Raw genomic sequence first — 13,825 nt, 5'->3', positions numbered from 1 at the left:
CTTGCTATTCGTTCAAATGCTTTACCTACAACTCAATATGAGTAAGGATTTAGGTACATAAATGCAAAAGGGCCTGCTTAGGCCCTTTTTTATGGTTACGCCTCACTAAATGTTTGAAGATTAGCTTATGGCTTTACTACTCGATTTAGTGGTTACTGCAGTAGCTTTGTTTGTAGCAGCTTTAACAGCATGTTTGGCAGCTCCCCCGCTGCGCCCTTTGTTTGCCTGCGCTTTGCCTGCTCGGCTCGGTTTCAGCCATTGGACAATCTGTGCCCTGCGAAGCCAAAGCAACACGGCAAACACCAACAGATAAATCCCTGGCTCGATGATCTCCGATTTAACCGACCAATAAAAATGTACCGGAGCCAAAATTGCAGCAAGGTAAATAAATCTATGCAAGGTTAACCAGCTCTTACCCATTTTGCGCTTAACCGCTTCAAAAGAAGTCAATGCCAGTAAAACCAATATGACAAAAGCGATTGCGCCGACCAGTATATAAGGCCGTTTAACCACTTCTTGCAGCAAAAGTTGCCACTCGAACAGTAGGTCCAAACTTAAAAATGCCGCTATGTGCAAGCTTGCATAGGCAAACACATACAGCCCAAGCAAACGCCTCGTACGTACAAGTAAACTCTGCTTTAACCATTTAGCTAAAGGCGATACCAACATGGTCGCCAGTAAACTATTGATGGTTCCCATACCGGTGTAATGAATGATTAACTGCACTGGGTCGCCGCCAGCTTGATCAGTAGCGACAATGTAAACCAGATAAATAATGGGCAACAAGCAAGCCAGATGTAATCCAGCCTTTAGCCACCACAAACCTCGTGGGCTTAACCGCATAAAACTGCCCCTTAATAGTTCTTTGTTAAATCTAGGCCTTTATATAAGTGCGCGACCTGCTCGCCATAACCATTGAACATCTGGGTGTCGATACGTTTTGCAGAGAACAAGCCCCCTTCACCGATTGACCTTTCACTGGCTTGTGACCAACGTGGATGATCAACTTTTGGATTCACATTAGCGTAAAAGCCGTATTCATGAGGTGCAAGCTGGTTCCAGCTGGTTGGCGGTTGCTTGTCCATCACTCGGATCCGCACTACCGATTTAATGCTCTTAAAGCCATACTTCCAAGGCACCACCAAACGAATTGGCGCGCCGTTTTGTGGTGGCAAGGTTTTTCCATATAAACCGACTGCCATCAGCGACAAATCATTCATCGCCTCTGCAATCGTTAAGCCTTCAACGTATGGGTAATGAATACCACCGCCCATTAAACGACTTTTTTGCCCAGGCATCTGCTCTGGATCAAACAAAGTTTCAAACGCCACGTGAGTCGCACTGGCTTTCACCCCCGCCTTTTTAAGCAAACTTGCTAGCGGGAAACCAACCCAGGGGATCACCATCGACCAGGCCTCAACACAGCGCAAACGATACGTGCGCTCTTCAAGGGCAAACATCTTGGTTAAGTCATCAGCATCTAACGTTAGCGGGTTATCTACCAAACCATCAATCTGTAATGTCCATGGCTTAACCTTAAAATGCTGCGCGTTATCAAACGGGTCACTTTTGCTGGTGCCAAACTCATAAAAATTATTATGACGAGTGACTTTGTTTTCAGGGGTTAATGCCTGCTGCGCTTGATAAAGTTGTGGCTGAGTAAAATTAAGGCCTTGAGTAACAAAAGGCTGTGCCTGCGGCTTTTTATCACCAAACAAATCAAAAATTCCCGCTTGTACGTAACCAGGAATACTCGCGCCAAGCGCGCCTAGCCCTAGCGCTTTTACGATATGGCGGCGCTGGTTAAACACAGCTTCTGGCGTCACCTGATTATCTTTTAACTGCCAACTGGCTTGATGTTGAATACCTTTGCTAAATGCTTTTTTTGCTGTCATTGCTACCACCGTTATCGACTATGTCAGGCTACTAGGGTCTGTTCGTGTATCCAAATGTTCATGAAGTGCCCACATGCTCATGTATAGATTAGACAGATAAATACGAGTAAATATTTCAAAACGATTGAATTAATTTTCTAACTCGCTAGAAACCAGTTTTATGCCGAAAATCCAAGCAATTAACGCATAAGCCTATAAGCTAGGCTTGCGGGCGAATAGCAAAGCATGCCAAGCTAAGTTTTTTGATTTTTAGAGCCGCTACCATGCCTGTTTCCCTAGACTTTACTCCGCTGCAATTTGCCGCCATTGGCGCAGTTGCTGTTCTCGCCCTCATGCTTGGTGCCTTACTTAATCAGCGACTCACCCGCAAGCGATGGCAAATGCTCACCGACATGCAAATTCAAGAGCATCAAACACAAATCAACGATATGCAAACTCGCCATGATGTCACCCTAGAGCAATTGCAAACTCAGCTCGATGATAAACAAGACAGCGAACACCATCTGCGTGACAAAGTTGAGCAACTGCTGGCGCAGTTAGGTAAATCTCAAGCTCAAGCTCAGCGTTTAGAACAAACCGAGCAGCTGCTAGCACAAACCGAGCACAAGTTAATGGAGTCTAAACTTAACTTGTCTAAATCCAATGCCATGCAACTGAGCATTAAAGCGCAGGCAGATACGCAGCAACAAGCCATGGCAGATAAAATTGCGCTACTTGAATCTGCGGAGCAAAGACTAAAAGAACAGTTTGAAAACCTCGCCAACCGCATCTTTGAAGAACGTAGCGAAAATTTAAAGAAGCAAAACATCAGCCAAATGGATGGTGTACTTGGTCCGCTAAAACAGCAACTTGAAGGTTTTCGTAAGCAAGTTCATGAGTCATACACCCATGAACAATCTGAGCGCAGCGCCCTTAAGCATCAACTTGAACATTTGGCGCAACTTAATCTCAAGATGAGTCAAGATGCCATTAACCTCACCAACGCGCTAAAAGGTGACAACAAGCAACAAGGTAACTGGGGTGAAGTGATCCTAGAGCGAGTATTACAAGAAAGTGGCCTGCGTGAAGGCCACGAATACGACACTCAACAACAACTGAAAGATGACAGCGGCAAGCGCTTCAAGCCAGATGTTATCGTGCATCTGCCAAATGACAAAGACGTGGTTATCGACGCCAAATTATCGTTAAGTGCTTATGAGCGTTACTTCAACAGCGAAGATCCACAAATATGTGAACAGGCGTTAAAAGAGCATGCAATTTCGATTCGCCAGCACATCAAAGAGCTAAGCCAAAAAGACTATCATCAACTTCACGGTCTGAAGAGTTTGGATTATGTGTTGATGTTCATTCCAATTGAGCCAGCGTTCTTGCTTGCAATCGAGCACGACCCTAGCTTAGTTAATTATGCGCTGGAGCAAAATATTATGTTGGTCAGCCCAACCAACCTGTTGGTTGCCCTGCGCACCATTAATAATATTTGGCGTTATGAATATCAAAATCAAAACGCGCAAGCCATTGCCAAGCAAGCCGGTAAAATTTACGACAAGCTTTGTGGTTATTTAGATGACATGGACAAACTGGGACGTGCATTAGAAACCGCTGACAGAACTTACCAACAAGCAATGAATAAACTGTCGACAGGTAAAGGCAATGTCATTCGCCAGGCGCATCAAATGCAGCAATTAGGCGTGGAAACCAGTAAACAAATTGAAAATAATTTATTACAACAAGCATTAGACGAATCGAGCGATAAAAATTAAGATTTCATTAATTACCTCTATTTAAAGTAAGCGTTAAGCATAATATGTAATTGCTCAGCTACACTTGGTACTTGATTCAATCAGTACACAGCTCATTTCAGTGTTGTCAGTAAACAAGTGAGCAAGCACACCAAAGCCGCGGTGGACAGGAGTATACATTCCTAAAAGCCACAGCACTTGCGTCCTTTATATTGTTTTTTGATTGAAGTTTAGGGATAAGCATTCATGCAGCAAAACTGGTTTTCGTATCACTATCCGCGCCATATTGTGAGCCTTCTCATGCTGAGCGTTTGTGCTTTAGCGATTGCCGGTTTCGGTGGCAATGCTGTCGCAAGCAGTAACTACACCAAAGAGCAACAAATCTACCTTGATGCCAAAGCAGCATTAGATAAAAAGCAGCTAAATAAATATAAACAGCTACGCAAGCAAATTCCTAACTACCCGCTTAACATTTATCTCGATTACCATGAGCAGTCAGCTGGCATCATGAAAATGAGCGGCAAAGACGCCAAGAAAGCCCTAGCCAAATTTGAAACCACAGCGCTTTATAACACCTTAAGGTACCGCTATTTATCGGCTGCTGGTGAGCAAAAGCGTTGGCAAGACTTTCTAACCATCTCACCTGACACGCCGCGCGATGTCACGCTGCAATGCTATTACAACCGCGCTCAGTTGCAGCGCGGTGACAAACAGATTGGTTACAAAGGCGCTGAGCAATTGTGGTTACATGGTCGCTCTCGTCCAAAAGCTTGCGATCCACTATTTAAAGTATGGACCAAAGCGGGTAAACGTACGGACGCCCTAATATGGCAACGTATGCTACTTAGCTTTAACGCTAACCAAACCAGCTTACTTAGGTGGCTAGGTAAAAAGCTGCCAAGCCGTAAAGCTGAAGTCGATTTATTGCTAAAGGTATACAGCGACCCTAACAGCTTGCGTCATACCCGCAAATTTAGTGGCAGTCAAAAAGTCGTGGGCGATATTGTCTATGTTGGCCTTAGAAAACTTGCAAAGCGCGACCTGAAACAAGCCACCAAGCTCTATCAAAAATACGATAACAAAGACCGTTTTAGTCAGTATGAGTCGCATCAGCTTAATCACTATTTAGTGCGTCGCGCACTCGTTCATCAAAAACAAAGCGTGCTAGCCTACGCCGACAGTCAACTAAAAGATTTAGATTCAGATGACCTTGTTGAAATGCGCCTACGCTGGGCAATTCGCGACGCTGACTTAAAAGCCTTAGCCCAATTTATGCCTCTACTGTCTGAGAAAGCTAAGGCAAACGCTCGCTGGCAGTATTGGCAAGCAAGGCTTGATAGTAAGCCAGGTCAGTTTGACTCAGCCATGTACGACCCATTAAGTAAAAACCGTAATTTTTATGGTTTTTATGCTGCTGAGCAAATCAAGGTGCCATTTTCAATGAACAACAAGATGCCAGCATCTGATAGTAAACTTAAAGCCAAGCTATACGACGACCCAGGCTTTGCTCGCGTGATAGAGCTTAGAGCTATAGATAAGTTAATTGATGCCCGCGGGGAATGGGTTGCCCTACTGCGCCGTCAAGATAAAGCCATGCGCGCAGAATATGGCCTATATGCACTTAACCAACAATGGTATGACTTAGGTGTTGAATCAAGTATTCAAGCTAAAACCTGGAATGCCCTCAAGCTGCGTTTTCCGCCAGCTGAAAAAGCCACATTCAAAAAAGCCAGCAAAAAATACCAGGTAAGTGAGTACGAAACCCGGGCTATTAGTCGCCGTGAAAGTGCTTTTTATCCTTATGCGACCTCAGGTGTTGGCGCCAGAGGATTAATGCAATTGATGCCAGCCACCGCCAAACAAACCGCCAAACGCAACAAGCTCAAATACGCTGGCACACGCTCATTGTACAAGCCTGAGCTTAATATCATGCTTGGTAGTGCCTACTATGGGCAACTTGTAGACCAATACAATGGCAACCGCGTATTGGCTACTGCGGCGTATAATGCTGGGCCAAGTAATGTGAAACGTTGGCTAAAACGATCTGATGGCAAACTTGATGTGATGAGTTTTATCGAGTCGATCCCTTATCGAGAAACCCGTGAGTATGTGCAAGCGGTATTTAGCTATCGGCTTATTTTTCAGTACCAAGAAAAAGTCGCCGAGCCTATGTTTAGCGAGCAAGAGTTAGCGTTCAAATACTAAATAGCTGTTCAACTAAACGGCTGGGCATCGCTATATCGAACTTTATGCGATTGCCTAGCTTTGCTAATTTAGCTTAATCGAGATACAGTCAACTTACGTTTGCGCATCAATCGCTTATACAATAATTATTACAAGTACAGGTATGTGCTTAACCCAATTCGTTAGGGAGACACTGTGGCCAACGCAAAGATTCACTCACTTCTAACCCAACTAGAGCAAGTTTTAATCGGCAAACCCGATCAAATTAAACTGGCACTTGCTTGTATTCTTGCTAAAGGCCACTTGTTAATTGAAGATCTTCCCGGCATGGGTAAAACCAGCTTGTCTCATGGCCTCGCAAGTGGCCTTGGTATGAGTTACCAACGGATCCAATTTACCAGCGACATGCTGCCTGCAGACTTACTTGGGGTTTCGATTTTTGACCAAAATATCCAGAGCTTTACCTTCCACAAAGGGCCGCTATTCAACCAGATGTTGCTGGCAGATGAAATTAACCGCGCCAGCCCAAAAACCCAAAGTGCCTTGCTTGAAGCCATGGCTGAAAATCAAATCACTCAGGATGGACAAACCTACTCACTGCCGCAGCCATTCTTTGTTATCGCCACCCAAAACCCGGTAGATCAATCAGGCACTTTCCCACTGCCTGAGTCACAGTTAGATCGCTTTATGATGCGCATTTCGATTGGTTACCCTCATGAAGATGCTGAGCTTGAAATGCTCAAAACCCATCAACAAGGCGCTGAGCGAGTCGAAATAAAACAATGTATATCACCACAAGAGCTTCTTGAACTGCAGCGTCAAGTAGGTGAAGTGACAGCATCAGATGCGGTACTGAAGTACTTAATTGCCTTGGTTGATTTTTCACGCCAGCAGGCTGAAGCCAATGGTTTATCACCGCGTGCGAGTATCGCTCTGTTGCAAGCAGCTAAAGCGTGGGCATTTATCAACGACAGACAATATCTCGTACCAGAAGATATTCAGGCAGTATTCACTTCAGTAGCTGAGCATCGAATTCGCAGCGCCAGTGCCCTGCAAGGCCGCGCGTTGTCAGATACAATCTTGACCCAAGTGAACCCTATCCGCTGATGTTCGCTAAGCGCAAAAAATCACCTCAGCCATGGACGAAGCGGTTTATACCCAAGGCACTGCAACAACGCTGGCAGCGTTGGATTAAGCGCCGCCTTCCACCACAAGCAAAAGTCACTCTAAGTCATCGCGGCATTTTTATTTTGCCTAGCGCCTTTGGGCTTGCTTGGTTAACCTTGGTGGTCGTCTTGTACCTGTTTGGTACTAACTATCAAAACAACTTGGTCATAGGTTTAAGCCTGCTACTGGCCAGCGTATTTCATACCTGCATTATCTACAGCTATAAAAACCTCGCTGGACTCACTTTTAGCGCTTTGCCTGCGCCAGAAGCACATGCTGGTGAATCTATGCCATTCCCGATAAAACTAAGCGGCCAAACAACAAAACAACATAAGTCCACCAGCCATCAACAAATTTGTTTAAACTTTAGCGAACAAAGGCATATCCGCGTACATCACAGCAACGAACTAACCGATGCCTCAGTGCCGTTCGACAAACCGAAACGCGGACTACTAAAGCCAGGGCGAATTACCGTTTCATCAAACTTCCCTTTAGGCTTGTGTAAAGCCTGGTCTTATGTCGATCTTGACCTTGAGCATGTGATTTACGCCAAACCGCTGCCAAGTGATATTCAGCTAAGCAGTGTTGACACGCCTGACCCAATTAATGAGCAGCACGGTAAGCTCAAACCCGGTGTCGATGATTTCAAAGGGTTAAAAGGCTATGTGCCGGGCGAGTCGCTTAAACAGGTCGCCTGGAAACAATGGGCACAAGGCCGCGGCATGCTGAGCAAAGAATTTGCCGAGCCAGAAGGCGCACCAGTGTGGCTTACCTTCAATCCTCGAAGTGGTGAGCCACCCGAGTCGCAACTTAGCCACCTTGCCTGGCAAGTTGACACCTTAACCAAGGCCAAGCAAATGTTTGGCTTAGCACTTGTTGGGCAAACTATCGAACCTGAAACGGGTGAGGCCCATCGTCAGGCGTGTCAGCAAGCTATCGCACTGTTTAAACCTGCCATGGCAGCTAATGACTTGCATGACCAAAGCGAGGCCGATGATGAAAGATAATTTCGATAGCATCATTAGTCGCAATACCTTGTTTTGGTTGCTCATCACCAATGTCGTGGTGCTGCTGCCTTTATATAGCAATGCCACCATTTGGAGTATTGGCATTTGTGCCATTTGCTTTGTGTGGCGCATCGGTATTTATTTTGGCAAAGTCTCTGCCCCGCCTAAGCTGCTCGTCACTTCGCTCGCCATAGGCGCAGCTTCAACACTGGGGTTAGTTGCATCCGAAATCGGCGCGCTCAATGCACTCGTTAACTTGCTGCTGCTAGGTTATGCGCTGAAGTATATTGAAATGCGTGAGTTAAGAGACGTAAAAGTCGTGGTGTTAGTAGGATATTTCTTAATTGCTTTTGCCCTACTTGAGCAGCAATCAATGCTGTTTACTATGCAAATGCTATTAGTTGCGGTCATAAACTCTTGCGTGTTGATCAGCGTCTATCAAGACAAAGCCTTGAAAAAAGCCAATGCCATTTTTGCAGCTAAAATCATGCTACAAAGTTTACCGTTAGCGATTTTGCTCTTTGTGGTGTTTCCACGCCTTGGTCCATTATGGCTGGCGCCGAACCTAAAAGTGGCACAAACCGGGCTTTCCAATGAACTTAGCTTTGGCGATATAGGCAAGCTCACCCGCTCTGACGAGCTCGCCTTTAGAGCAACATTTGAAGCTGACTCCGACCGCCAGCAATTAACTAATAGTGAGCTTTATTGGCGCACCTTAGTAATGGAAAAATACGACGGCAAAACCTGGCGCCAAGACCATAGCATTAAACACAAGCAGCGCATGGCATTCGTTGAAAAGCCCAAACGTCAAGTACCCCCAAATAGTGGCGAGCGCCTCGCTTATACCATTATCAGTGAACCAAGCCATAAGAAATGGCTTTATGGGTTAAACGTTGCCTACTCTGACGCGCCCCATGTGGTCGAGCTGCAAGATTATCGCCTGTACTCAGTGCGCCCGATTGACCAGCGCTTAAGTTACCGAGTCGATTCCTATCCTCAGCAAGTAATGGAGCTCGAGCTCAGCGACAATACCCGCAAGATTAATCTAGGCTTGCCCGCAAACCTCAACCCACAAACTCTGGCATTGGGCCAATCATTTAAACAGCAATACCCAGATGAACTAGAGCGTGTCGATGCGTTTATGCGCCACTTTGCCGAAAACGCGTTTTATTACACCTTAACCCCGCCGCCATTGGGCGAGCAGCAAGTTGATGACTTTCTATTTGAAAACCGTGCAGGCTTCTGCGCGCATTATGCTTCTGCTTTTGTTTATTTAAATCGCGCTAGCGGCATTCCAGCGCGTATGGTCACCGGTTATCAAGGCGGCGAATACAACGCGAATGCACGCTATTACAGCGTGTATCAATATATGGCGCACGCCTGGGCTGAAGTGTGGATTGAAGGTAAAGGCTGGCAACGCTTTGATCCAACCGCGATGATCGCCCCAGAGCGTATTCTCGATGGCTTTGACGCAACCTTTAACAGCCAAGACACCTATCTTGCCGACAGTCCATTCAGTACCTTACGTATGAAGGACTACCCGCTGCTTAACAAGCTCAGGCAACAAATGGCGAGTATCGATTTTTATTGGAGCATGTGGGTACTTGGCTTTGATGAAAGCCGCAAACAACAGTTGCTAGCAAACTTATTAGGCAGCGCAGATGCAAGTAAAGTGGCGCTATTTATGCTAGTTAGCCTGATTGCTATTGCCACCATGATCGCCTATTACGCTGGGCTGTTTAGCAGTGCTAAGCAAAAAGACAGCCTAATTAAGCGCTATAACCGAATTTGCACCCGCTTAAATAAACGCGGCATTACAAGACAAAACGGACAGACCGTCAGTCAGTTTGACACTCAGGTGAGTGAAGCTCTGGCATCGAGCAATCCGCAAGTAGCGCAAAAGTTTAGTGAGTTCAGCACCATCTACAATCAACTTAAATACCAACCACTTAGCCAGCCACAAGCCAATGAGTTGCGCAGGCGTTATTATAAATTGTATTTAGGATTACGCTTTTGTGCGCTTTAAGGCAAATTCTTCATTACGCGTACTGATTTACTTGTGCTACGCCATTACACACATACAATATTCTCTTCAAGTTAGAGCTTAGCGGACTGAGCATGCTTAAATTAATTCAATCAAATCAAATGGAAGTGCTATCAGCACAGTTGTCATTATGCTTGGCAACGCCTGCTGAAGGTGCGCCGCTCCTTGCCGATGAATCGATTCTGGTGCAAAGCCCCGGCATGTCGACCTGGTTAAGGTTAGAAGTCGCCAAGTACAATCAAATCGCTGCAGGGCTGACCTTCCCACTGCCATCAAGCTTTACCTGGCAACTGTGCCATAGCTTACTGCCCAATGTGCCTAAAGATAACGCCTTTACCAAAGCAGCGATGACCTGGAAGCTCATTGACCTTTTGCCGACACTGCTTAGTGATACCGACTTTAGCCCGTTAACTCAGTATTTAAGCCTCACGTCGCCAATTGATAATGAGCAGTTAGCGCAAATTGATGGCGTTAAGCTGTATCAATTATGTGGCCGTATTGCCGATATTTTTGACCAATACCTAGTGTACAGGCCTCAGTGGATTTTAGCCTGGGAGCGACAGCAGCCGCTAACTGAGATACACCCCAAACTTAAACTCGATGAAAATCAATTATGGCAAGCCAAACTGTGGCGAGCGCTAATCAGTTATAACCGCGACACCTTGGCGCAAAGCGAGTATCACAGGGCCAACCTACACGCAGACCTACTTAGCGCGCTGGAAAATCCAAATACCGACATCAGCGAACTACCCAACCGTTTATTCGTATTTGGTATCTCATCCATGCCGCCGCAAACCCTTGAGGTGCTGTATAAACTTGCCACGCGCATTGATGTCACTATCTTTTCCCTCAGCCCTTGTCAGCACTATTGGGGCGATATTGTCGACCCGAAAGTGCGTGCGCGTATGGCCTTGCAATATGCGGGCAAAAAGCAGCTTGATGCCAACTGGGAAAGCACCCTAGAAGTCGGCAATCCACTACTGGCTAACAACGGTAAAATGGGGCGCGAGCTATTGGATTTAATGCTGAGCCTGCCAGAATCTCACACCGACTTTGGCGATGATTGCTATATCGAAGTTGAGCCAGACAACCTGCTCCATGGCGTGCAATACGACATTTTGCAAATGGAAACCTTAGGCCGAGCCCTTGGCCCGCAGGCTGATATTTACCAAGACATCAATGGCCGCAGAACGCTGTCAAAAGTAGATGACTCCATTACCCTGCGCAGCTGCCATAGCCCACTTAGGGAAGTGGAAACGCTGCACGATCATATCTTAAATCTGCTAAGCGATAATCCAGAGTTGGCGCCAAAAGATATTGTGATCATGCTGCCCGACGTTGCCGCCTACGCGCCTTATATCGACGCAGTTTTTGGTACGGCCAACAGCCAGCACTTTGAAGACCTAGCCAACTATTGGCATGATGAAAACTCAGCGCACAAGGCCAACCGCTATCTGCCTTATGCCATTGCCGATCGCGGCGCAGCCCAAGAATCACCATTAATTAATAGCTTTCTAACCCTGCTCAATATCAACCAGAGCCGTTTCTCATTAAGCGAAATCATCAGCATACTCGAAGTACCAGCAATTCTGCGCCGCTTTGGGCTTGATGATGACGACTTAAACCTGATCAGACGTTGGTTAGAAGATGCCAATGTTCGTTGGGGGCGTGACGAGCAAAGCCGAGCCGAGCTTGGCCTACCAGAGTTTGGCCAAAACTCATGGGCATTTGGCATCAAACGCCTCATTCTTGGTTATGCCATGCATGATGATGCCGATATTTATCAGCACACCTTGCCTGTTGCAGGCGTTGAGGGGCAATCAGCACAGGCGCTTGGTAAACTACTTAACTTTATCGAAACCATAGATTACTTTAGCGAGCAGTTTAAAGCCGACATCAACAGTCACGACAAACTCGCCCTGCTCGGTCAATTACTTGATGATTGTTATGACGCCATAGATGATGAGCAGCAACAGCTCCTTGCGGTGCGCGAAGCCTTAGCGGCATTAGATACTGAGCTTGCCAATGCAGGTCATAAAGGCAAACTGGAAATTGAAATCTTACGCCAGTGGTTTACTCAAAGGCTGACAGAGTCACGCGTTGGTCAACGTTATCTTGCCGGTAGCATCAACTTCTGTACCCTAATGCCAATGCGCTCAATTCCATTTAAAGTGGTATGTTTGCTGGGCATGAACGATGGCGTCTACCCTAGAGTACAACACCCTGTCGGGTTTGATTTGATGGCGCACTTTGGCGCAGAAAAAGGCGACCGTTCTCGCAGGCTTGATGATAGATACCTGTTCCTTGAAGCCCTATTATCTGCAAGGCAGCAGCTATATATCAGCTATATTGGTCACAGCGAGCGCGATAATACCGAGCGTTTACCGTCAATGTTGGTATCTGAGCTCATTGAGTTTATTCAAATGAGCTACTTGCCTGAAGCTGCGGCGTCAGATAATCCTGCCCAGCTTGAACAAACAATGCTGGACAAAGCCGTGCTTGAGCAGCTTATCATCGAGCAGCCATTACAGCCTTTCGATAAACAGCATTATCAAGCCAATGAGCTAAAACCAAGCTTGCACAGCTTTAATCAGCAATGGTGTCCGCCCACGCAGCCAGGGCAACAAGCGCCAACAGCCTTTATTGGTAGCAAGCCGATTATTAACATTGAAGCGCCAACGTCATCACATGAATTAGATGAAAATCTGTTGCCGTTTGATACCACACAAGACATTGAGCTATCAGCGCTAATGCGTTTTTATCGCAACCCTGCACAGTACTTTTTTAACCGTACTTTGCAGCTGGATTTATCGCTTAATATCGATGCCGATGATAATGACGAGCCATTCGCTCAAGACAACCTTGCGCGTTACAACACACAATCACTGCTCATTAGCAATGCGCTAGCCAGTACATTAGGCAATACCCAAAACAGTGCAGACAATGAACAGGACGACACTTCAGATCAACTAATCAATACTTTAAAAGCTGCAGGAGGATTGCCACTCGCCCCCTTTAACGATTTGATCCTTGAGCGTTATCAGCAAGATATTGCTCCACTGGTGAGCCGCGTACGTTACCTGTATCAAGACGATAATGTTGACGAGCTAACCGCGATTAACATTGATCTAGAGTGCAATGTCGATTTGGGCAAAACAACGCCCCATTTGACTACACTGCAGCTTACCGGCCGTATCGATAACCTATGCACTAAGGGCATTGTGGGCTATCGCCCAAGTCAGGCCCATGGTCGCGATATTATTCAGCTGTACCTGCGCCATCTATGCTTAAACGCCATGGGCGAAACCAAGCATAGCTACCTGATTGATATTAAAAACTTCCATAGCTTTGCCCCGCTTAGCGCCAAACAAGCCAACGCGCAGCTATCACGTTTTATGCGCTACTTTGTCGCAGGTCAATCTACGCCACTTTGCTTACCGCCACGTACCAGCTTTGTATATGCCAGCACCGAGGGTGAGCATCAAGAAAAGTTAAATGCCGCAGAAGGTCAATGGCACAGTAGCCAGTCATCATTTTTAGAGGGCGATGAGGCGCACAACAAACGCTTATTTAGCTTCCCTGACAACTTCGACACGCCAGCATTTACCCAAAATGTCGACTATCTGTTTGCCCCTATGGTGAGCCTGTATCACAGTGATGCACTCGACGAATTAGAAACCTTTGTTACTGGTGCAGCCATCGAGCAGCACGCTCAAGTCGTTAATCAAGCTGCTGGCGCTAAGGAGCTAAGCTAATGTCTGAGTTAAATACCAAAGCCCCAATTGTAAA

General features: G+C 46.3%; 8 protein-coding genes. 6 read left to right on the top strand and 2 right to left on the bottom strand.

Annotation, left to right across the window (positions count from 1 at the left end; all coding sequences use genetic code 11):
- Nucleotides 1-120: 120 nt before the first annotated feature.
- Nucleotides 121-843 (bottom strand): protein-methionine-sulfoxide reductase heme-binding subunit MsrQ, encoded by a 723-nt coding sequence (gene msrQ, locus G3R49_RS07215; RefSeq protein ID WP_167869169.1) that lies wholly within the window; start codon nt 841-843, stop codon nt 121-123.
- Between the two features lie 11 nt (nt 844-854).
- Entirely contained in the window at nt 855-1,895 is a 1,041-nt protein-coding gene (msrP, locus tag G3R49_RS07210; protein ID WP_167869168.1) for a protein-methionine-sulfoxide reductase catalytic subunit MsrP, read from the bottom strand.
- Between the two features lie 263 nt (nt 1,896-2,158).
- Between msrP and rmuC the strand changes: the two genes are divergently transcribed.
- From rmuC to recC, 6 genes are all read left to right on the top strand, one after another.
- Complete coding sequence (rmuC, locus tag G3R49_RS07205) at nt 2,159-3,655, top strand: DNA recombination protein RmuC (protein WP_167869167.1); 1,497 nt, start codon at nt 2,159-2,161, stop codon at nt 3,653-3,655.
- 225 nt (nt 3,656-3,880) lie between these two features.
- Nucleotides 3,881-5,839, top strand: a complete 1,959-nt coding sequence (locus G3R49_RS07200; RefSeq protein WP_167869166.1) for a transglycosylase SLT domain-containing protein — start codon at nt 3,881-3,883, stop codon at nt 5,837-5,839.
- A gap of 174 nt (nt 5,840-6,013) precedes the next feature.
- Nucleotides 6,014-6,925, top strand: a complete 912-nt coding sequence (locus tag G3R49_RS07195; RefSeq protein ID WP_167869165.1) for a MoxR family ATPase — start codon at nt 6,014-6,016, stop codon at nt 6,923-6,925.
- Nucleotides 6,925-7,992, top strand: coding sequence for a DUF58 domain-containing protein (locus G3R49_RS07190; RefSeq protein ID WP_167869164.1), 1,068 nt, complete (start codon nt 6,925-6,927; stop codon nt 7,990-7,992). Before G3R49_RS07195 ends, G3R49_RS07190 begins: the two co-directional genes overlap by 1 nt.
- A complete protein-coding gene (locus G3R49_RS07185) occupies nt 7,979-10,018 on the top strand; it encodes a DUF3488 and transglutaminase-like domain-containing protein (RefSeq protein WP_245335283.1) in 2,040 nt (679 codons plus the stop codon). The genes G3R49_RS07190 and G3R49_RS07185 overlap by 14 nt, the downstream gene beginning before the upstream one ends.
- A 92-nt stretch (nt 10,019-10,110) precedes the next feature.
- Nucleotides 10,111-13,791, top strand: a complete 3,681-nt coding sequence (recC, locus tag G3R49_RS07180) for an exodeoxyribonuclease V subunit gamma (protein WP_167869163.1) — start codon at nt 10,111-10,113, stop codon at nt 13,789-13,791.
- Nucleotides 13,792-13,825 lie beyond the last annotated feature (34 nt).

The sequence above is a fragment of the Shewanella sp. WXL01 genome (genome assembly GCF_012263345.1).
GTDB classification, from domain to species: domain Bacteria; phylum Pseudomonadota; class Gammaproteobacteria; order Enterobacterales; family Shewanellaceae; genus Shewanella; species Shewanella maritima.
The sequence above is the reverse complement of the archived record's forward strand: the minus strand, read 5'-3'. Positions and strand labels throughout refer to the sequence as shown.